19 protein-coding genes are annotated in these 19,977 nt (G+C 66.9%); 14 read left to right on the top strand and 5 right to left on the bottom strand.

Features of this window, described 5'->3' with window-relative positions; genetic code table 11:
* Window positions 1-70 precede the first annotated feature (70 nt).
* The 5 genes from rplU to proB all read left to right on the top strand — a co-directional run bounded on the left by rplU (window position 71) and on the right by proB (window position 3,738).
* On the top strand, window positions 71-382 hold the full coding sequence (rplU, locus tag ACIBK2_RS15730; RefSeq protein ID WP_040732804.1) for a 50S ribosomal protein L21: 312 nt from the start codon (window positions 71-73) through the stop codon (window positions 380-382).
* A 22-nt stretch (window positions 383-404) separates the two neighbouring features.
* Entirely contained in the window at window positions 405-671 is a 267-nt protein-coding gene (rpmA, locus tag ACIBK2_RS15725; RefSeq protein WP_396967720.1) for a 50S ribosomal protein L27, read from the top strand.
* 156 nt (window positions 672-827) lie between these two features.
* Entirely contained in the window at window positions 828-2,282 is a 1,455-nt protein-coding gene (gene obgE, locus ACIBK2_RS15720; protein ID WP_396967718.1) for a GTPase ObgE, read from the top strand.
* A gap of 128 nt (window positions 2,283-2,410) precedes the next feature.
* On the top strand, window positions 2,411-2,605 hold the full coding sequence (locus ACIBK2_RS15715) for a hypothetical protein (RefSeq protein WP_396967716.1): 195 nt from the start codon (window positions 2,411-2,413) through the stop codon (window positions 2,603-2,605).
* Window positions 2,602-3,738: a glutamate 5-kinase gene (proB, locus tag ACIBK2_RS15710; protein ID WP_396967714.1), complete on the top strand. Its 1,137-nt coding sequence runs from the start codon at window positions 2,602-2,604 to the stop codon at window positions 3,736-3,738. The genes ACIBK2_RS15715 and proB overlap by 4 nt, the downstream gene beginning before the upstream one ends.
* A 551-nt stretch (window positions 3,739-4,289) precedes the next feature.
* Here the strand turns inward: proB and ACIBK2_RS15705 are convergent.
* From ACIBK2_RS15705 to ACIBK2_RS15695, 3 genes are all read right to left on the bottom strand, one after another.
* A complete protein-coding gene (locus tag ACIBK2_RS15705; protein WP_396967712.1) occupies window positions 4,290-5,387 on the bottom strand; it encodes a hypothetical protein in 1,098 nt (365 codons plus the stop codon).
* A complete protein-coding gene (locus ACIBK2_RS15700; RefSeq protein WP_357383055.1) occupies window positions 5,384-5,758 on the bottom strand; it encodes a hypothetical protein in 375 nt (124 codons plus the stop codon). Before ACIBK2_RS15700 ends, ACIBK2_RS15705 begins: the two co-directional genes overlap by 4 nt.
* A gap of 86 nt (window positions 5,759-5,844) precedes the next feature.
* Window positions 5,845-6,549: an ESX secretion-associated protein EspG gene (locus tag ACIBK2_RS15695; RefSeq protein WP_396967709.1), complete on the bottom strand. Its 705-nt coding sequence runs from the start codon at window positions 6,547-6,549 to the stop codon at window positions 5,845-5,847.
* A gap of 223 nt (window positions 6,550-6,772) precedes the next feature.
* Between ACIBK2_RS15695 and ACIBK2_RS15690 the strand changes: the two genes are divergently transcribed.
* The 9 genes from ACIBK2_RS15690 to ACIBK2_RS15650 all read left to right on the top strand — a co-directional run bounded on the left by ACIBK2_RS15690 (window position 6,773) and on the right by ACIBK2_RS15650 (window position 18,348).
* A complete protein-coding gene (locus ACIBK2_RS15690; protein WP_396967707.1) occupies window positions 6,773-9,469 on the top strand; it encodes a phosphoenolpyruvate synthase in 2,697 nt (898 codons plus the stop codon).
* Window positions 9,459-13,007, top strand: a complete 3,549-nt coding sequence (locus ACIBK2_RS15685; protein WP_396967705.1) for an AMP-binding protein — start codon at window positions 9,459-9,461, stop codon at window positions 13,005-13,007. Before ACIBK2_RS15690 ends, ACIBK2_RS15685 begins: the two co-directional genes overlap by 11 nt.
* Window positions 13,004-13,273, top strand: a complete 270-nt coding sequence (locus ACIBK2_RS15680; RefSeq protein WP_396967703.1) for an acyl carrier protein — start codon at window positions 13,004-13,006, stop codon at window positions 13,271-13,273. The genes ACIBK2_RS15685 and ACIBK2_RS15680 overlap by 4 nt, the downstream gene beginning before the upstream one ends.
* 67 nt (window positions 13,274-13,340) lie before the next feature.
* Window positions 13,341-14,432, top strand: coding sequence for an SDR family oxidoreductase (locus tag ACIBK2_RS15675; protein WP_396967701.1), 1,092 nt, complete (start codon window positions 13,341-13,343; stop codon window positions 14,430-14,432).
* Window positions 14,429-15,349 carry a nucleoside-diphosphate kinase gene (locus tag ACIBK2_RS15670; protein WP_396967699.1) on the top strand — a complete coding sequence of 307 codons (921 nt, stop codon included), beginning with the start codon at window positions 14,429-14,431 and terminating at the stop codon, window positions 15,347-15,349. The genes ACIBK2_RS15675 and ACIBK2_RS15670 overlap by 4 nt, the downstream gene beginning before the upstream one ends.
* Window positions 15,346-16,332 carry a ScbA/BarX family gamma-butyrolactone biosynthesis protein gene (locus ACIBK2_RS15665; RefSeq protein ID WP_396967697.1) on the top strand — a complete coding sequence of 329 codons (987 nt, stop codon included), beginning with the start codon at window positions 15,346-15,348 and terminating at the stop codon, window positions 16,330-16,332. Before ACIBK2_RS15670 ends, ACIBK2_RS15665 begins: the two co-directional genes overlap by 4 nt.
* On the top strand, window positions 16,332-16,940 hold the full coding sequence (locus tag ACIBK2_RS15660) for a nitroreductase family protein (RefSeq protein WP_396967695.1): 609 nt from the start codon (window positions 16,332-16,334) through the stop codon (window positions 16,938-16,940). The genes ACIBK2_RS15665 and ACIBK2_RS15660 overlap by 1 nt, the downstream gene beginning before the upstream one ends.
* Window positions 16,922-17,851, top strand: a complete 930-nt coding sequence (locus tag ACIBK2_RS15655; RefSeq protein WP_396967693.1) for a hypothetical protein — start codon at window positions 16,922-16,924, stop codon at window positions 17,849-17,851. The genes ACIBK2_RS15660 and ACIBK2_RS15655 overlap by 19 nt, the downstream gene beginning before the upstream one ends.
* Window positions 17,852-18,000: 149 nt before the next feature.
* Window positions 18,001-18,348: a hypothetical protein gene (locus ACIBK2_RS15650; RefSeq protein ID WP_396967691.1), complete on the top strand. Its 348-nt coding sequence runs from the start codon at window positions 18,001-18,003 to the stop codon at window positions 18,346-18,348.
* 16 nt (window positions 18,349-18,364) lie between these two features.
* Here ACIBK2_RS15650 and ACIBK2_RS15645 read toward each other — a convergent pair whose 3' ends face one another.
* Both ACIBK2_RS15645 and ACIBK2_RS15640 read right to left on the bottom strand, forming a co-directional pair.
* Window positions 18,365-18,997 (bottom strand): hypothetical protein, encoded by a 633-nt coding sequence (locus tag ACIBK2_RS15645; protein WP_396967689.1) that lies wholly within the window; start codon window positions 18,995-18,997, stop codon window positions 18,365-18,367.
* Window positions 18,998-19,195: 198 nt separating this feature from the next.
* Complete coding sequence (locus ACIBK2_RS15640) at window positions 19,196-19,957, bottom strand: class I SAM-dependent methyltransferase (RefSeq protein ID WP_396967687.1); 762 nt, start codon at window positions 19,955-19,957, stop codon at window positions 19,196-19,198.
* Window positions 19,958-19,977: the final 20 nt, after the last annotated feature.

Here is a 19,977-nt window from a genome sequence, read left to right as displayed (position 1 = left end):
ATCTCGCGTCGCGCAGTTGTGTCGCGAGAAGAAACATGACTGTACTTAATCGAGTGGAGGAAGCCGACCGATGGCAACGTACGCGATCGTCAAGACCGGCGGAAAGCAGTACAAGGTCGCGGTCGGTGACCTGGTGAAGGTCGAGAAGATCGAGGGTAAGCCGGGTACTTCCGTCGCCCTGGATCCGGTTCTCGTCGTTGACGGGGCCGACCTGACCACCGACGCCGCGAAGCTGGCCAAGGTCTCCGTGGCCGCAGAGGTCGTCGAGCAGACCAAGGGCCCGAAGATCCGCATCCACAAGTTCAAGAACAAGACCGGCTACCACAAGCGTCAGGGTCACCGTCAGCCGCTGACGGTCATCAAGGTCACCGGCATCAAGTAAGACATCCCGAGGAGATTCAGCTATGGCACACAAGAAGGGTGCGTCCAGCTCCCGGAACGGCCGCGATTCCAACGCCCAGCGCCTCGGCGTCAAGCGTTTCGGTGGCCAGAAGGTCAACGCAGGCGAGATCCTGGTGCGTCAGCGCGGAACCCACTTCCACCCCGGCGTGAACGTCGGTCGTGGCGGTGACGACACCCTGTTCGCCCTCGCGGCGGGCGCGGTCGAGTTCGGCACCAAGCGCGGACGCAAGACCATCAACATCGTCGTCCCGGAGCCGGTCGAGGCCTAGGCCTAACCTCTCCAGACAACAGCCGAGCGGGTCAGGGTCGCCACCCTGGCCCGTTTTCGCGTTTTCGCAAGATAGAGCGCATTTTCAGCAAGACATCACCGCGTTTCACAGACGCACCACTGCGATCGACCAGTCCTGAAGGAGGATGATTCGGAAATGTCCAAGTTCATCGACCGTGTCGTACTGCACGTGCGTGCCGGCAAAGGCGGACACGGGTGTGCTTCGGTACTCCGCGAGAAGTTCATGCCGCTCGGCGGACCCAACGGCGGCAACGGCGGCAACGGCGGGGACGTGATCCTCGAGGTCGACCCCAACGTGCACACCCTGCTCGACTTCCACTTCCACCCGCATGCCAAGGCGGGCAACGGCAAGCCGGGCGAGGGCAGCAACCGTGACGGCAAGCAGGGCGTCGACCTGCTGCTCAAGGTGCCCGACGGCACCATGGTGCTCGACGGCGACGGCAAGGTCCTGATGGACCTGGTCGGCGCGGGCAACCGGTTCATCGCCGCCCGTGGCGGTCGCGGTGGGCTCGGCAATGCCGCGCTCGCCTCGAAGGCGCGCAAGGCCCCCGGCTTCGCGCTGCTCGGCGAGGACGGCGACGAGGTCGATCTGGTCCTCGAACTGAAGTCCGTCGCCGATGTCGGCCTGGTCGGCTTCCCGTCCGCGGGCAAGTCCTCGCTGGTGTCGGTGCTGTCGGCGGCCAAGCCGAAGATCGCCGACTACCCGTTCACCACCCTGGTGCCCAACCTCGGTGTGGTGCTCAGCGGCGATACGACTTTCACCGTCGCCGACGTGCCCGGCCTGATCCCCGGTGCCAGCGAAGGGCGCGGCCTCGGCCTCGACTTCCTGCGGCACCTGGAACGTTGTGCGGTACTCGCGCATGTTGTCGACTGCGCCACCCTCGAACCTGGTCGCGACCCCGTCTCCGACGTGGACGCACTGGAAGCCGAACTCGCGGCCTACCGACCTGCGCTGAGCGCCGACGCCGACCTCGGCGACCTGGCCGACCGGCCGCGCGTGGTCATCCTGAACAAGATCGACGTGCCGGATGCGGCCGAGCTGGCCGAGATGGTCACCGCCGAGTTCACCGCACGTGGCTGGCCGGTCTTCGAGATCTCGGCGGTGAGCCGAGAAGGCTTGCGGCCCTTGACCTTCGCGCTCGCCGACCTGGTGCTGAAGTACCGCGAGGCGCATCCGAAGGCGGCGCCCGCGCGTCCGGTGATCCGCCCGATCGCGGTCAACCAGACCGGTTTCAGCGTGATCGCGGACCCACAGGAGCCGGGCGGCTTCATCGTGCGTGGCTCGCAGCCCGAGCGCTGGGTCGTCCAGACCCAGTTCGACAACGACGAGGCCGTCGGCTACCTCGCCGACCGCCTTGCCCGCCTCGGCGTCGAAGACGAACTGGTCAAGCAGGGCGCCGAGCCCGGCGCCCCGGTGACCATCGGCAACGTGACCTTCGAATGGGAGCCGCAGATCTCCGCAGGCATCGACATGGTGCCCACCGGCCGCGGCACCGATATCCGCCTGGAACAAGACGATCGAATCAGCGCCTCCGAGCGCAAGCACGCCTCGCGGGTGCGGCGTGGACTGGTGAAGGACGACGAGGAGTAGCCGTGCGCGGCTTCCCGTCACTGCAGCGAGAGCCCGCCCCATTCCGGTGTAGGCCGGATTCGAGTGGTAGATCGGCCGTGTGGGATCCAGACTCGATCGAGACATTCGCCGGTATGACAGTGGGATCGGTGACGACGAAGCTGGTGACGGCGGGCCCGAGCTCGGTCGAGCTGGTGACAGAGGACTCGACTTCAGTTGAGCTGGTGGTGGCGAGCTCGGCCTCGCTCGAGCTGGTGATGGCGAGCTCGGGCTTGGTTGAGCCGGTGACGGTAGGTTTGGTGTCGGCGAGTTCTATTGCTGCGCAGGGAGTTCGATTGCGATGACAGTGAGTTCGGGTGCTACCGAGTCGGATTCGGGCTCGAGTGAGGCGAGGCTGGCGATCGCGTCGGCCCGCCGGGTTGTGGTGAAGATCGGGTCGTCGGCGTTGACCAGCTTGAAGGGTGGGCTGGATACCGCACGCCTCGATCTGCTCGCCGATGCCGTAGAAGCGCGGATGCGTGCGGGATCCGATGTGGTGGTGGTGTCTTCGGGTGCGATCGGTGCGGGGATCGCGCCGCTCGGACTGAGTAGTCGCCCTCGCGATCTGGCCACCAAACAGGCTGCTGCCAGCGTCGGTCAGCTGGCGCTGGCGCACGCGTGGGGCACCTCGTTCGCCCGTTATGGCCGCACGGTCGGCCAAGTCCTGTTGAGCGCCGACGATTTCGCACGCCGCGAGAATCATCGCAACGCACAGCGCACACTGGACCGCCTCCGTTCCCTCGGCGCGATCGCGGTGGTGAACGAAAACGACACTGTCGCAACGGAAGAGATCCGCTTCGGCGACAACGACCGCCTCGCCGCTTTGGTCGCTCACCTCGTCGGCGCCGATGCCCTGGTCCTGCTCTCCGACGTCGAAGGCCTCTACGACGGCGACCCCCGCAAGGGCGCAGCGACTTTCATCCCCGAGGTACACAGCAGCGCCGACCTGGACGGCGTAATCGCAGGCAGCGGTGGCGCACTCGGCACCGGCGGCATGGCATCCAAACTCTCCGCCGCCCGCCTGGCCGCCGACGCAGGCGTCCCCGTCCTCCTCGCCGCAGCCACCTCCGCCGCCGACGCCCTCACCACCGGCAAGGTCGGCACCGCCTTCGCCGCCCGCCCAACCCGCCTGTCCGCCCGCAAGTTCTGGGTCCGCCACGCCGCCGACAGCCGAGGCGCCCTCCTGATCGACGACGGCGCCGCCACCGCAGTAGCCAACCGCCGCTCTCTCCTGGCGGCAGGCATCACCGCCCTACGAGGCCGCTTCTACGGCGGCGACGTAGTAGACCTCATCACCACCACCAACCGCCTGGTAGCCCGCGGCGTAGTCGCCTACGACAGCACCGAACTAACCACCATGCTCGGCCACACCACCGCCGACCTCCCAGAAACCATGCAACGCCCCGTAATCCACGCCGACGACCTCGTAAACGTCTAACCCTCAACGACTTAACGTACGAAGCATGCTCTTGATGCAGGTTGCAGCATGCGTCAAGAGCACACAACCTACGTCAAGTGGGTTACAAGCCGCCTATGTCCGAAGTTGTACCGCTCGGCGATTCACGCACACAAACTCATCGAGGACCACTAAACCAGGCGGTCCTGGCGACTTGACGCACGAAGTGCGCTCTTGACGTAGGTTGCAGCTTGCGTCAAGAGCACACAACGTACGTCAAGTGGGTTTCGGTGCACGCAGTGGTCGCCGTGCTCTGCCGTCTGGCGCGTTAGTTGCCCGAAATGGCGCTCTAGAACGGCATTACGGCCAGGTCGTCGCGCGAAAACCTATCCGTACACCGTCAGTGTCAGCCTCACACCGCCTGTGCTGGGTGTGGGGCTGAGGCAGCGGGTGTACGGCGGTAGCTCGACCACCTCGGGAGCCGAGATCGCTGGTTATCGAGCTCTCCCATTGCCGCCGCGGCCAGGTCGCTACGTGAAAGCCCATCGCCTCAGTCTCAGTTACGTTGCGCATCAACGAATTTGGTGTGCCAGTTACTTCTGTGAGGGCACAACTCCGGGTTGGTTGGTGGTGGACGGTGGTTGCTGTTGATCTTCCGCCGGGATCGGGCCGGTGACGCCTGGCTGGCCGCCTGGATCAGGAAGGGGGACAGGCGGTTGCACCGGGCCGGGGGCCGGCGCCGGGGGTGGCGGTGGGGGTGCCTGCTCGGTCGACGGCGGTGGTGGTGGAGGCGCCTGCTGAGTTGGCGGAGGCGGTGGCGCCTGTTGTGGTGCCGGAGCCGGTTGGGGCGGCGCCGGGGCCTGCTGGGTCGGCGGTGCGTCGGGAGTCGGTGGTGCAGGCGGGGGCGCCTGGTGGGTCGGCGGGGCCTGCTGTGTGGTCGGTGGTGGTGTCGGCTGTGGGTCGGGGACCGGGCGTGGCGGCGTCGTAGTGCTCGGCGGCGCTTGGGATTCCGGTGCCGATGGGGCGGGAGCAGGGGTCGGTGGGTGACCGTTCGGCTGGGCCGGCGGGGTCTGCGGCGGCGTGTACTCCGGCACAGTCGGCGGTGCGGGGCGACGTTGTTGTGGTGCAGTGGGCGCGGGCTTGACTTCGGCGGAGGTCTCCGGCGGTGCGGGCAGCGCCGGAACGGCCTTGCCTGCCAACCCGTACGCCGGTTTGTACACCATGTTCATCGCAAGCACGGCCTCTTGCCGCAGTGCTTCCTCGGCCATCTTCGCGTCGATGACGTGCGCGGCCTCGAGCAGTCGCGCCACGGCACCGATCGGCCCGGACGAGCCGGGTGGTGCCACCGCGATCTTGACCGCCTCGGCTGCCGCGGCCACTCCGCCGAGCCTGGCGCCCACCTGTCCCATGACCGCGGCGAGTTCATCCGCCGAGGCCGCGAAGCTCCGGATGCTGGCGAACGCGGCGTCGGCCGCGGCACCCTTCCACTCCATCGAGTTCATCACGCGGTCCACGCTGCCGCGGGTGAGCGGGAACGAGGTGCTGAGCGTGCCCGCCACCTCCAGCCACGCGACCGAGGCGCGCAGTATCTGTGCCGCGTCGATCTGCTGGGTCTTGGCGTAGATCTCTTCGTGGCGCATCGACTCGAAATGTTCCATCGAGCTGATGTAGTCGGGATCGTTTCCGGTCATCGCGGGAGCCTCGATGCGACGGCGCGCAGGGCGGCGGCGTTGGCGGCGTCGGCTTCTTCTAGTAATCCGCCGCTGATCAGGAAGGCTTCTTTCATCCGGTAGGCGGCCTCGATGTAGTGATCCAGCAACGTAGCGGCATCCCGTGCTTTGTGATTGAACCCGGCCTGTAATTGTTGCGCCGACACGAATCCGCCGAATCCGCCCAGTTCCGCGGCGGTTTCGAGGCGTTGCTGCAGTTGGATCAGTCGTTCGGCCTGCTGGTCGTACATCTCGGCGCAACGTCGCGCCGCGGCCGGATCGAATTGGACGCTGCCTGCCTGGGCCGCTTGCTTGAACCGGACGATATCGGCTCGGCTGGTCTCGATCGTCATCGCACACCCCTGAGATGGTCGGTCAGCCTCAGACTAGCCCGTGGCCGCTGCCGCGGGCAGCAGTGGTTATCGGTCGGCATCGGAAATCACGGCTGGATGCGCTTCTGCAGTTGCGCGCCGATCTGTTCGGCCGAGGCGGGCGTGATGTGGACTTCCTTGCCCGCCCTGATCAGGTAACGCCCGTCGCCTTTGACGTCGAACCAGGTGTAGTGGATCGGCGGCGCCGGAGTGGGCTGGTCCAGTGCCGGCTCGATCCGGATATGTCCTTCCGCGCTGTGCGGTTTCAGCAGCAGCTTGCGGATGCGTGGTGCTGTCGGCTGCCGCGCGACCACCGTCTCCTCGTCGCGGACGGCGTCCGTCGGCGCGACCCGCGCCGGTTCCCGCCCGGGCGGTGCGTCGGGCAGCAGACCGGCGATCCGGGTGCCCAGCTTGCCGCTGTGCCCGATCGAGAGACGAACGCGCCCGCCGAATTCCGGCGTCGAGCCGGGCTCCTGCACCGCGAGCACGGCCCGATCGAAGATCGCGGCAGCCAGCAGCCGGATCTCGCTGCCCGGCGTGTGTGTGCCGCCGATCGCGACGATCCTGGTGTGCGGCGCGGCGAGGATGCGCAGGCAGGCGCTCAGATCGGGGTCGGCGCGCAGCGGCAGCCGTTCGTTCAGCGTCGCGCGCAGCCGGTCGGCCTCGTCCTCGGTGCGCGGCGTCTCCAGGATGCGCAGCGGATACGGGTGCCGGTCCAGGTCGGTTTCGCGCCAGAGGTGGGCGAACTCGTCCGGAGTGAAGGTCCAACTCACCGCCCGAATCACATCCTCACAACACACCACCGAATCTGCTTTGTAGCTTAACGGTCGTCGCTCGCTGGGGCGGTTGCCGCACCGAGCACCTAGGATTGTGGGCTAACACTGCGGTGAATTCTCGGATATATCCATACAACCCCTTACGTTTGCTCGTTGGCTCGGCTCGACGCGTCGGAGCGCTGTGCTGCGACACGATGATCAGGGGTGATGGGAGCATGCCGTGCAGGTGCTTGGACCGTGGACCGATATCGCGACGATCGCCGCCGTCGGCGGCGGTAAAGCGCGCGGTCTGCACCGCCTGCGGCAGAGCGGGTTTCGGGTCCCGGACTGGACCGTGCTCGGCACCGACGTCTTCGCGCGATTCACCGCGGAGACCGATCTCCTGCGAGAAGTGACCGAGGTCACACGGCTGGATGACCTGGATGCGACACTCGTCGCCGCTGCCGCGTTGCGTGCCGAGATCGTCGCGGCACCGCTGCCCGCCGAGGTGCGCGAGCTGATCGCCGCCGCCTACGCGCGACTCGGCGGCCCGATCGCGGTGCGCTCGTCGGTGGTCGCCGAGGACGGCCCCGAGCACTCGTACGCGGGCCAGTTCGATTCCTTTTTGAACGTCAACGGCATCGACGCGGTGCTCGACCGGGTGCGTGACTGCTGGGCGTCGGCGTTCTCGGAACGATCGCTGCGCTACGCCTTCGCCAACAAGCAGCCGAGGGCGGGCGCGGTCGCCGTTGTGCTGCAACGGTTGATCGCGGCGCGGGCCAGCGGCGTGATGTTCACGGCCAACCCGATCAGCGGCGCACGCGATGAACTGGTCATCAGCGCGGTCTACGGGCTCGGTGAGGGCCTGGTGTCGGGCGCGGTGGACGCCGACTCGGTGGTGGTCGACAAATCCTCCGGCGCGGTGCTGGAAACCGTGCTGGGCGACAAGGACCGGTCGTACATGGTCGAGGGCGAGCAGGGTTACGTGATCAGCGAGATCGACCCGGCACATCGCGAACTGCCCGCGTTGACCGACGCCGAGATCGCCGAGGTCGCCGAACTGGGCCGCAAGGTGGAGGCCGAGTTCGACGCCCCGCAGGACGTGGAATGGGCGATCGACGAAGCCGGGCTCTGGTTCCTGCAGTCGCGCCCGATCACCACCACGCTCGGTGCTCGACCCGGCGCGATCATCCGCGGCGCGGGCGAGGCGGTTCCGGACGGCGAACAGCGAATCTGGGACAACTCCAACATCATCGAGAGTTTCAACGGCCTCACCTCCCCGCTGACCTACACGACAGCCGCCGACATCTACGGCCGGGTCTACCACGGCTACGCGAAATCCCTACGGGTACCCGACGCGCAACTGCGGCAGACCGAGCGATGGACTCCGGTGCTGCTCGGCTACTTTCACGGCCGCGTCTACTACAACCTGCTGCACTGGTATCGCATGGTGGGCATCGCGCCGGGCTACCCGTTGAATCGCAAGGTGCTAGAGGCTGCGCTCGGTGTGGACGAGCCGCTGGCCGACGAGGTCGCGAAGACGTTGCGCCCGTTCACCTTCGGTAACCCGTTGAGTCGACTGCGGTCGCGCACGCTGACCACCGTCACGTATCTGCGGCGACTGTTCGGCATCGACGACATCGTCGGACAGTTCATGACCGACTTCTATCGCGTCTACGACGAATACGACGCGATCGACTACACCGCGCTGTCCGGCGCCGAAGCGTACAAGGCCTACCGAAACGTGGACCGCGACCTGGTCGAACGCTGGGGCCCGCTGATGGTGCTCGACGCAATCCTGCTGACCTGCACCGGATTGATGTTCCTGCTGACCAAGCTGCTGCTGCCCAAAGCACCGGAGTGGTTCCTGTACGCGGTGGTCGGCCCCGGCGCCGATGTCGAATCCGCCGAACCCGCCCGCGCGATGAAGGCACTCGCCGATGTGGCGCGCATCGATCCCGAACTGACCACCCTGGTGAATTCGACTGCGCCGGAACAGATCTACCCGGCTCTCGCGGACCACCCGGACTTCCGCGACAAGGTCGACGACTACATCGATCGCTATGGCTACCGAAGCCTGGACGAACTCAAACTGGAAACGCCGGACCTGCGCGAAGATCCGGCGAGCCTGTTCGTCATGCTGCGCAGCGCACTGCCCGACGCACCACTCGGCCACCACGACGAGGCCGAGGAATACCTCGACACCCACCTGCACGGCTTCCGCCGCCGAATCTATGAATGGTTGCGCGGCAAGGTTTCTCGCTGCGCCGCGCACCGCGAGCGGCTCCGGTTCTGCCGGACCAGGGCCTTCGGCATGGTCAAGCGGATGATCCGGGTGATGGGCCGCGACCTGGCCGAGCGCGGCGTCGTCGACGAGTTCTCCGACGTGTTCTACCTGACCGTGCAGGAGCTGCGCGGCTGCTACGACGGCGCCGACACCGCGGACCTGCGCGACCTCGTCGGCACGCGAAAAGCGCAGCGCGCCAAGGACGCCGGGCTGGTCGCGCCGGCCAGGTTCGTCACCACCGGGGCGACGTTCGGCCGGGCCGAGCTGGCGGGGCAGGGCTGGGTGCCGATCACCGACACTCCGGCGGCCGAGGCCGGGACGGTGTTCACCGGCACCCCGTCGGCCTCCGGGATCGTCGAGGGGACCGCCGTCGTCGTCGACGAGCCGCGCGACGTGGCGGGTGGCATTCTGGTGGCATATCGGACCGATCCCGGCTGGGTGGCCGCGCTGCCCTCGGCGTCGGCGCTGGTCATCGAGCGTGGCAGCCCGCTCACCCATGTCGCGATCGTGGCGCGGGAACTCGGGGTGCCGACGGTGGTCCAGGTCAAGGACGTGACCAAAAAGGTACGGACCAGTATGCGGATTCGGGTCGATGGCACAAACGGAACGGTTACTGTGCTGGCCGAAGGAGATGTCCGCGATGGAGCATGACAAAGACGTTGCGGCCGTACGTGATTGGCTAGCCGACCCGGCCGGGCAGGCTGGGATCCACTTGGCCGACGAGGCCGACGGCTGGGCGCATCGAAGCTATCCCGAACTGGCCGAACAGACCTGGTCGATCGCCGCCCTCATGCGGCAACACGGAATGGGCAGCGGCGACGGCGCCTGCGTGATCATGCCGACCGGGTTTCCCTGTGTCGCTGCGTTCTACGCGGTCTGGGCGTGCGGCGGGGTGTTCACGCCGGTCGCGCCGCCGATGTTCGGCGACCTCGACCAGATCATCGCCCACATCGCCGCGATCCTGGTCCAGGCGAAGCCGCGACTGGTGGTCACCTCGATCGAATTCGAGCAGTTCGTGCGGCAGGCGGCGACGGCGGCAGGCCGCACCGACGAACCGCTGGTGATCGACGCGTCCACGCTGCGCCCGTGCCCGCCAGAGGAGCGCGTGTTCGGCGAGCCCGATGAATGCGCGCTCCTGCAATTCACCTCCGGCTCCACCGCCGCCCCGCGCGGCGTGCGGGTGAGCTGGCACAATCTGGCCAACAACATCGCGATGATCTCCGCACTGGTCGAGTGGCGCGACGGCGAGGCGATGGTGTCCTGGCTACCGCTGTATCACGACATGGGTCTGGTCGGCGCGTTCCTCACCACCGTCACCAATCAGGGCGATCTGTACCTGATGCGCCCGGACCAGTTCGTGCGCGAGCCCGCGCGCTGGCTGCGGGCGATGGCGCACGCCCAGCATTCGCCGTCGCCGTCGTTCGCGCTCGGCTATGTGGCGCACCGGGTTTCGCCCGAGGAGATCGCCGACCTCGACCTGTCCGGTTGGCGCACGCTCGCCGTCGGTTCCGAGCCGGTCGAGGTGGCCGATCTCCAGTCGTTCGCGAACCTCACGGGCCCCCTTGGCTTTTCGATGAGCGCCTACACGCTGGCCTACGGGTTGGCCGAGTCGACACTGATGGTGACCTCCTCGGCGCGGCATTGCCCGATCACCGCCCTGCGGATCGACACCCCGACGCTGCGTTTCGGTGAACCCGTCACCATCCTCGAGCGGGAGTTGCTCGACGACATCCATCGCGTCGACGGCGCGGGCTGGATCACCGGTCTCGGTTACTCGACACCCGAATCCACTGTGACGGTGGTCGATGCGGACGGGCACGAGCTGCCGGACGGCACGCTCGGCGAGATGGTGGTGGTCGGTGACTCGGTGGCGCTCGGCTACTCCGACGATTCGGACGGCGCGTCGACCAGGATCGCCGGCGGGGCGCTGTACTCCGGCGATGCCGGATTCCTGCACCGCGGTGAGGTATTCGTGCTCGGCCGGATGGGGTCGAGTTTGAAGGTGCGCGGGCGTTCGGTGTTCATGGAGGACATCGAGTCCCGTGTTGCGCAGGAAACCGGGATCACCAAGGGCAAACTCGCTGCCGTCGCGATCACCGAGCCGGGTGAGCAAGGTATCGCGCTGTTCGCCGAGTCCAAGCCGGGTGACTGGATTCCGGAGGCGCGCAAAATTATTCGCGGCGAATTGGGGCCCGCTCGGACGGTCACCATCGTTACCGGTCCGCGCGGCATCATTCGGCGCACGTCGAGTGGCAAGCCGCGAAGGCGGTACATGTGGGAGCAGTTCCGCAGTGGGGCATTGGCGGACGCGGTTGTGCACGAGGCAGAGGGCCCTTCCGGCGAAACGCTTCGTCATTCCGGCGACAGCGGGAATCGAGTCGTGCCTGACGACGCGACTCGGATCCGTCGTTTGCCTGGAAGGCAGCGGGTCGGGATCGCAGACGACGCCCCCGTGCCGACGCTGACCGCCGAGCGGGTCAGTCAGTTGCTCGACGCCGCGCTGGAAAGCGTGGCAATTCCACCGAATTCGACCGTGCTGTTCGAGGGATCACTGGCCGAGGGTTTCGGGAACGAGGGCTCCGACGTCGACCTCCTGGTACTCGCACCCGGCGACGAGGAATTACCCACGCTGCCGACCGTGCTGTTCATCGACGGCCGCCGAGTCGAAGTACGCACTCGCTCGGAGTCCCAACTCCGGCGGCAGCTCGAACAGGTAGCGAAAGCCGCCACCGTGACCGAGCTCGACGAGGATCTGCTCAACCGGTGCCAACGATTCCTGCGGGCGACAGTAGTCCGGCCGGGCACCCCGGATGTCGACGAATTGCGCACGCTGCTAACACATTCCACGTTCACGACACTGATCGCGGACTGGTGGACAGCCCGAGCCAAGCAGGCCCTGCGATACGCCATTGCCCTGCGCACACTGAAGTCGCGCGACGAGGCGATCGACTGGGCACGCGACGGCCTGCTGCAGGCCATCAAGGGCTGGGCCGCCCGTCGCGGTGAAAGCTATCTCGAAACCAAATGGCTGCCAAAGCAATTGGATCGGATCGGCGGCGACGAACTCATCGACCGTTACCGCGATCTCAGCGATCCGGGAGCATGGGCGGGCGACGACTCGAAACGGGCCTACGGCGACGCGCTGCCAGGCGTGCTCGGTGATGCGAAGGCGCGGGCCCTGTCCGAGCAGGCGACCTGGGCGCAGGTTCTCGAACTCGCCACCGACCTCGGCGTCGATGGCGTCATCGACGATCCCGACCAGCTGCTGTTCGCGCGGGTGCCCGGCGTCACCACCTGGGCCATCGGCCAGCGCGTACATGTCATCCGCGGTGACAGTGACGTTTTCGTCCTCTCGGACCGCGGTGCCCGCGCCTGGCGCTCGGTGGTGTTCCGCCATTCACTCGCCGCGGTACTGGCCCGCCAGCAGCACGACAGCACCGCCGACCTGGCCGAGTTCCTCCGGCTGGGCTTCGTCGGATTGCAGTGGCGCCGTGGCGAAGTCTTGACCCCGGCGCTGGCCATGTGCAAACCGGTGCGGCCGTACACGCCGGTGCCGTCCGCCCTGGCCCCCGCCCTCGGCGTCACCGGCGCCGCACGCGACGACGCGATCGCGACCCTGTCACCGCTGCCCGCGCGCCGCTTCACCGAGTGTGCGATGAGCCTGGTGTGGTCGAACATCGTGCTGGAGAACGCTCGCGAGGACCTGGCGGGTGCGGTCAAGAACGATCAGGGCGCCGTCGCCGATATCGCCGCGCACCGGATGATCGCGATGGGCGTTCGGGTCGTGTTGTCCGCCTTCGGCATTCACCCGCTGCCCGCCGACGTCGCACCGTCGGCCACCCTCCGCCGTCTCCTGCCTCCGCATGCCCTGCGCCGTGACGACCTGCTCGCGCGGCTGGAAGCGGCTCGGCAAGTGCGATTCTCGGCAGCCGATGACACCGCCACCGGCATCACGGTCCTCGACGACTTCGTCACGCTGGTGCGCTCGGTCGCCGCGGACCCCGACGCCACGAACTTCCCCGCCTCGTTCGACTCACGCGAACAGTGGCGACGCACACTGGCCATCGGCTACGACTGGCTGCGCATCGCAGGCTATCTCGACACCGACCTGCCGCTGGACGAGGCCCGCGACCTGCTGACCTCCGGCGGCCAGCAACCACACCTGCGCGACGACGCGGTGCCGTCATGACCGCCGTAGCCGACGCCCAAGTGGCGGAACGAGTGCGCAAGCTGGTGCACGCCATGGCGCCCGATCCCCAGGCCTCGACCGGCGACACCCAACGACTCATCGAGGACATGGGTTTCGACTCACTCCGGTTGATGGAGCTGACCGTCGTGCTGGAGCGTTCGTTCGGCCTGCCGCGCTACAAGCCGGAACAATTGGTCGGCGTGCGCCGCGTCGGCGAGGTCATCACCCTGGTCACGGCAGCGTTGGCTGCGGGAGATCAGTCATGAGCCGCCGGCGAGTGAACCATAGTGCGCCTCCGCGCATCACGGAGCCGCGTGTCGGCGCGGTGATGTCATGAGCGCGCGCGACACCGTATTGGTGACCGGCGCAACAGGACTCGTCGGCGCGGAGGTGGTTGCCCGACTGGCCGCCGCGAGTCGCCCGGTCGCCGCTGTGCTGCACAGCAATTCGTCGATCGTCCGCAATGACGGCACCGTCCTCGGCGCGGGCAGCCCGGTCGCGGGCGACATCCGTAGCCCCGGATTCGGCCTGTCCCAGCGTGATTCCGCCGACCTGTCCGAACGCGTCGGCATGATCGTGCACTGCGCGGCCACCACCGCGTTCGACGCGGGCGAAACGGACTACCACGAGCTCAACGTGCAGGGTACCGCCAACGCGATCGCGCTGGCCCAGGCCTGGGACGTCCCGCTCGTACACGTCAGCACGGCCTACGTGTGTGGACGGCGTGGCGGCATCATCGGCGAGGAGGAGCTCGACGCGGGCCAGTCCTTCGGAAACGGCTACGAGGAGAGCAAGTTCCGCGCCGAACAGCTGGTGCGTGCGGCGGGGGAGCAGGGCATGCGCTGGGCCATCGTCCGGCCGGGCATCGTGACCGGCGCGAGCGGCACCGGCGTGATCCGCGAGTACAAGAACCTCTACACCGTCGTCAAGCTCATGGTCGAGGGCAAGCTGCGCTCGCTGCCCGGCCGCTACGACGCGACGCTCTCGCTGGCGCCGATCGATCACGTCGCCGACGTGATCGCCGCGGTCGTCCTGGATTTCGACTCCGCCACCCACCGCACCTTCCACGCACTCGGTCGGGACACGCTGTCGCTGCGCGAGGTCTCCGACGTGCTCGCCGAATACCCGTCGTTCGAGGTCGCGACCTTCGTGCCCGCGGCGACGTTCCGCGAGGACGATCTCGGCGCCATCGAGCGGGAGTACTACCGGCGCATCGGCTCGCTCTACACCAGCTACTTCGAGCGGCGGCTGGCCTTCGACACGGCGAATGCCGAAGTGCTGCTCGGTAAACCACCACCGTCGACCGGCAAGGAGCATCTGCGGGTGCTGCTGGACTACTGCCTGGAATCCGGCTACCTCGGCGTGCCGTTGCCGTCGATCGAAGAAGTGTTGGCAGGCAACGACTCCGGCGGGACGGAACGATGAGCGCCGCGCTGCGCGAGCTGCTCGCCGCGCTGACACCGCAGCAGGAGAAGGTGACGGCCTACGTCGACGACACCTACCTGCAGGAGACCGTCGACCAACTCGACCGCCTCGGTGTCGACGCCGCGAAGTTCGCCAGAGAGCACTCGATGCTGCTGCTCAAGCCGGATGCGATCGTCGCCAGGTCCGTCGAGCCGACGCTGAATTGGCTGGCGGACAATGACTTCCGAGTGGTCTCCGCCTTCCGGGTCGCGGTCGACCGGCACTTCGCCCGCGCACTGTGGTATTTCGCCTGGAATATCGCCTCACCCGAACGCAGGCGCTTGGCCGATCTGCTCGTCGGCATTTCGGACGTGCTGGTGCTCGTCGTGCGCGGCGGCGACGCGGAACTCCCTGTCCCCGTGCGCCTTACCGAGGCCAAGGGCGCGACCGATCCCCGCAAACGCAAGCCCGGCGAGCTGCGCTATCTGCTCGGCCGCCACAGCTACCTGCTGAATCTGGTGCATTCGCCCGACGATCCCGCCGATGTGCTGCGGGAGCTCGCCGTCTACCTGGACGAGCACCATCGGGCGCGGGTGATCGCGGAGGCAGGCGAGGGCGTCGACCGCTCGTCCGCGGCCCGCGCGATCGCGAACGACCTGTACGCGCAAGCCCCCGCCCGCAGCTTCGACCGTGCCGCCGCGGTCGAGCGGATCCTGCGCGATCTGGCGTCGGCCGGTGCCCCGGCCGATCCCGCTTTCGACCCACAGGCGGACGCGGACTGCGCGCGACTGCTGTATTCCGGGTGGGCCGACGGGCGGGAACTCGATCCGTGGTCGGTGATCGTGCTCGGGTCCTATGTACTCCCGATGCGGGTCGGCACGCAGCCGCAAACGCTGCGACCGGTGACCGCGAAAGACTGGCTGGAGGAACGACCGTGACGGCGAACGTGGAAACGGTGAAGACAGCGACCCATCTCCGCACCATCTCGCGTGCGCTGGCGCACCGGTGCGCGGTGTCCGAGGTGTTCGTCACCTCGCTGGACACCGTCGCCGAGGACGAGTTCGTGGTCGGCGCCCAGTTACCGCGGATGCACGCCTACTACGGCGACCACACCGGATCGCTTGCCCTGCGCCATGATCCGCTGCTGGTGATGGAGGCCGCCAGGCAGGCCGCCATCGCGCTGAGTCACGAGTTCTACGGTGTCCCCGCCGATATGGCGTTCGTCGTGCGCACGTTCAACGGCACCGGCGCGGACACCGCGGCCTGGGAAATCGGCACCGCCCCCGCAGATCTCGTGATGCGGGCGCGGGTGCCGCGGCGGCACCTGCGCGGCGAGACGGTGCACGGCGTGGACATGGTGCTCGAAATCGATTGTGCCGACGAGTCGATGATGACCGTCGACGGCTCCTTCTCCTGGATGACGCCGCAGCAATGGACGGCGCTGCGCGCCGGCTTCCGGAAAAGCCTCGGCCTCGGGCCATTTCTCGGCGCCTCCGCACTCGCCGACCGTGCCGGCTCGGCCGAGGTCGGTCGGGAGAACTGGCGCAATGTCGTGATCGCCCCGCCGCACCTGTCCGGCACCACCGCGCGTGCCACGCTGGTCCCCGACCTCGGCCACCCGTTTCTGTTCGATCACCAGCTCGACCACGTTCCCGGCAGCCTGCTGATCGAGGCGTGCAGGCAGACCGCGTTGGCCATGGTGCTGCACCGATCACCCCAATTGGAATGTATCGGAAGCTCTTTCGAGCGGTTCGTAGAGTTGGACCGGCCGGCGGAGTGCGTCGCGGAGATCACCGGGCAGCAGGCCGACCGGACGGTGATCCACTGCGAGATCCGGCAGTCCGACGCGGTCGCGGCCGAGGTCGATCTCGAATTCGCCGACGACGAATTGGGTTTCGACGAAGCGGAGGCCGATCGCTGATGGCGACCGAGTTGCTCACCACCACCCGATCGTTTCGCCGTCGCCTCGATCTGACGCGGCCGGTCGAGCGACGAGACCTGCTGGAGTGCCTGGATATCGCGGTGCAGGCACCGAGCGGCAGCAACCGGCAGCCGTGGCGATTCCTCATCGTGCAGGACGGTGAGACCAAACAGCAGATCGCCGAGTATTACCGAAAGGGCTTCGCCGCCAACCTGTCCGGACGTATACCGCGACCTGATCAACTCGGCGATCTCGCCTCCGGCCGGTATCTCGCGGAGCATCTGGCCGAGGTGCCCGCGCTCATCCTCGTCTGCTCGCTCGGCCGGTTGCCGGAGGCTCCGTCGCCGCTGCGGCTGGCGAGCTTCTACGGGTCGATCTACCCCGCGGTATGGAACTTCATGCTCGCCCTGCGCGAGCGCGGGCTCGGATCGTGCCTGACGACCGCGCACCTGGCCTACGAGCGTGAGGTCGCGGACCTGCTCGGCATCCCGTTCGGCGAGGTGACCCAGCTGGCCATGCTCCCGGTCGCGCGCCTGTTGCCCGGCAGTGACGCACCTGGACGGCGCACTCCAGCCACCGAGGTGACCATGTGGGATCGGTGGGCGTGACCAACCCGCTGGTGTCGGCCGCGCGCATCGCCCGGTTCACCGCGGTGATGTACAAGCCGCACTACCTGCTGTACGGCGTGCTCTGGGTGCTCGCCCTGGAGGGCACCGCTTCCCTTGTGACGCAGCCTGATTCGGCATGGCGGCCGACCTGGTCCACCATGGTCCGGATCGTGGTGGTCGCGTTCGTCCTGCTGTATCTGCGGATGGTCGACGAGCAGAAGGATCTCGAATACGACCGCGTGCACAACCCGGACCGTCCGCTGGTAACCGGCGCGGTGAGCGCCGTCGAACTGCGCGTCGCCATGGGTCTCATCGCCATCGGCGCCATCGCGGCCAGCCTCGCACTCTCCGTGGGCTCTGCCGTAATGATCGCTGTGGCAATGGCTTACGGCCTGGCCCTGTGGGGCTTGGAGCGGTTATTCGCCACCGTCCGCACCAACATCCTGGTCAATCTCGTTGTCACCTATCCGGTGCAACTTCTCGTCACCGGCTACCTCGTGGTCTCGGCGATCGACACCGGCGAGGTACGCGCACACTGGCAGGCCGCGGCGGTCGCCGGGATCTTCGCCGGTGCGTTCCTCCAGTTCGAGTTCGCCAGGAAGACATCGCGCGAACGTCGACCGGACGAGCTGCTGTACTCGAATGCCCTGGGCGCCAAGGGAAGTGTGGCGGCCTCGCTGGTATGTGCGGTTGCGGCCGTGCTGTGCGATGTCGCGTTGGTGCAGCCGTGGGAGTACTCGCCACCCGGATCACTCATTGCCAGGCTCCCCGCGCTAGTGCTGGCGATTCCGGTCTCCGCTGCTTGGACTTTCCTCCGAGGGAACCGAACGGACTATCCCGCCCTCCCCGCCGTCGTCTTCATCCTCGCGCTCTACCTCACCCTCATCGGCCAGGCCCTGACCTTGCCTTAGCCGCAAACGGTGCCGGTGCCACCGTGCGTGTCCCGCCCGAGTAAGCCTCGTGTCTGGTGGAATAGCGCTGGGCAGAGACGCTTCACGCCGACGCGGCAACCGGTCGGCACCGGACTATGAATTACCCAATCGGACTGAGAAAGGGATTCATGTTGCGCACCGAGTTGCGGCGAATCATCGGAGGTGGCTGCCTGGTAGTGCTCGCCTGCGGCCTGATGATCGGCAGAGCCCATCCGGCGGCCGCCGACCCCGGTGGCTGCTTCATCGACCGGGGCCTGACCGACGCCGTCGCCCTCTGTCACGAGGGCTACGGCTCCTCCATCCTCGAGGTCGAATGCCTCGGCATCAGCGTCCCGTCCACCCCGGACGCCCCGATATTCGGCCCCTACTCCGGCACCGACTCCGCCTCGGCCGCGGTCGGTCAGCCGATGCGCGCCTCCTGCGTGACAAGCAGCGCGCTCGGCATTACCACCCGTGCCTTCGTATCACCGAGATAGTTACGACCGGTAGTCGTTAAAGATCGTCGTCGTCCGTCTTGTTCTGATCGTCCAACTTCTTTCGTTCTTCCGGACTCAGTTCATCGTAAAAGACCGTGACTTTGAGGCCTTGGCGTGCCTGCTCATCTTTCACTGCTTGTTTCTCTATCAGGTATGCCTGATGGTAGAGCTCGTTGATCTGTTTGTCCGTATTGTATCCCTCCTTCATCTTGACCGGTTCCTCGGAACGAAACCCTTTCTGATTGTTGTATTCCGTCATGAACTCGACAATGCCCTTGCAGGAGTAGTACCGGTACGCCCGAAGCATGTCCGCGTCGGAGTAGCTGTTGCCACCCTTCGGCCCGAATTTGCCGTCGGGGTTCAATACAATGCGCAGGGATCGCAGCATCGGATCGTACCGGTAATCCAACGGAGTCATTTTCTCGCCCTCGTGATAGGCCAGGATCCCTTCATCGCTGAACTGCCTTTGCGCGCCTTCCAAATCATCCCGTGGATTTATAGGAGGAGTGGGAACTTTTCCGATATTGCAGAAGGCGTCGCGTACTCCCTTCACATCATCTGGTACGCGCGCCGGAGCGGCACCGGCAGTACCGGCGATCAGTATTGTCGAGAACCCAGCTATCACCAGCGCGGACCAACGTGCAGCCATCATTCCGTCCTTGATTCGTCGTGGTTCCTGTCAATGGACCGTCCAGATCAATACGCACTCGGACATCGCTACCAGAACTCGGGTCAGGATGTCCGTGTCATGACCTATTCGATGCCGCGCACGCTGTGGATGGGCCCAGAAACTTTCACCTGGTCTCAGATGGAACAAACTTCTCGAACGGACCAGGCAGACCTCCGGTCAGGTGGTGAGTCGTACCGCTGTGACCATTACCGCCGTGTACTGCGCGGTGAAGCTGCCGCCTACCTCATCGATGGCGGCGCCGAGGTCGCCGAGCACCTCGTCCAGTACGGCCTGCGGGAGTTGGGTGGCGACGCCGGTGGTGGCCGAGAACTCCAGCCACTCGGTGCGGGTGTATCGCTGCTTCCAATGGAATTGCTGCTGCTCGGGATCGCCGAAGGCGCCCGTCTCGCGGAGGCCGTCGGCGGCCTTGTCGCACCCGGCCAGGTAGATCTGCACCGCCGAGGTCGCGAGCCCGCGGGTGGCGGGGGAGTCGGGGAGCAGGCGGCGGTAGACCTCGGCGAAGGCGTCCACGAGTTCGCGCGGTGGCTGCCCCACGTTCCAGAACAAGGCCAACCGGCCACCGGGGCGCAGCACCTCGGCCGCCTTGGCCGCGCCGAGGACGGGATCGACCCAGTGCCAGGCTTGCCCGGCAACGACGAGGTCGAAGGTCCGGCGTACGGGGTTCCAGGTTTCGAAGGTGGACACCTCGACCTCGGTGCCGTTGCGTCGCGCGAAGTCGGCCATCCGCTCGTCCGGTTCGACGCCGAGTACTCGGCAGCCCGCCGCCTGGAACTGCCGGGCGACGATGCCGGTGCCGATGCCGACGTCTAGCGCATCCCGTCCCGGACTTGCCGCGACGATCGACTGCACCATCGCCTCGGGATAACGAGGTCGGGAGCGGTCGTAGCGTTCGGCGTCCACACCGAACGACTCCGCCATCGCGCGAGCTTGATGAGATT

Origin of the sequence: Nocardia sp. NPDC050175 (assembly GCF_044459885.1) — a bacterium.
Taxonomy (GTDB): domain Bacteria; phylum Actinomycetota; class Actinomycetes; order Mycobacteriales; family Mycobacteriaceae; genus Nocardia.
The sequence above is the reverse complement of the archived record's forward strand: the minus strand, read 5'-3'. Positions and strand labels throughout refer to the sequence as shown.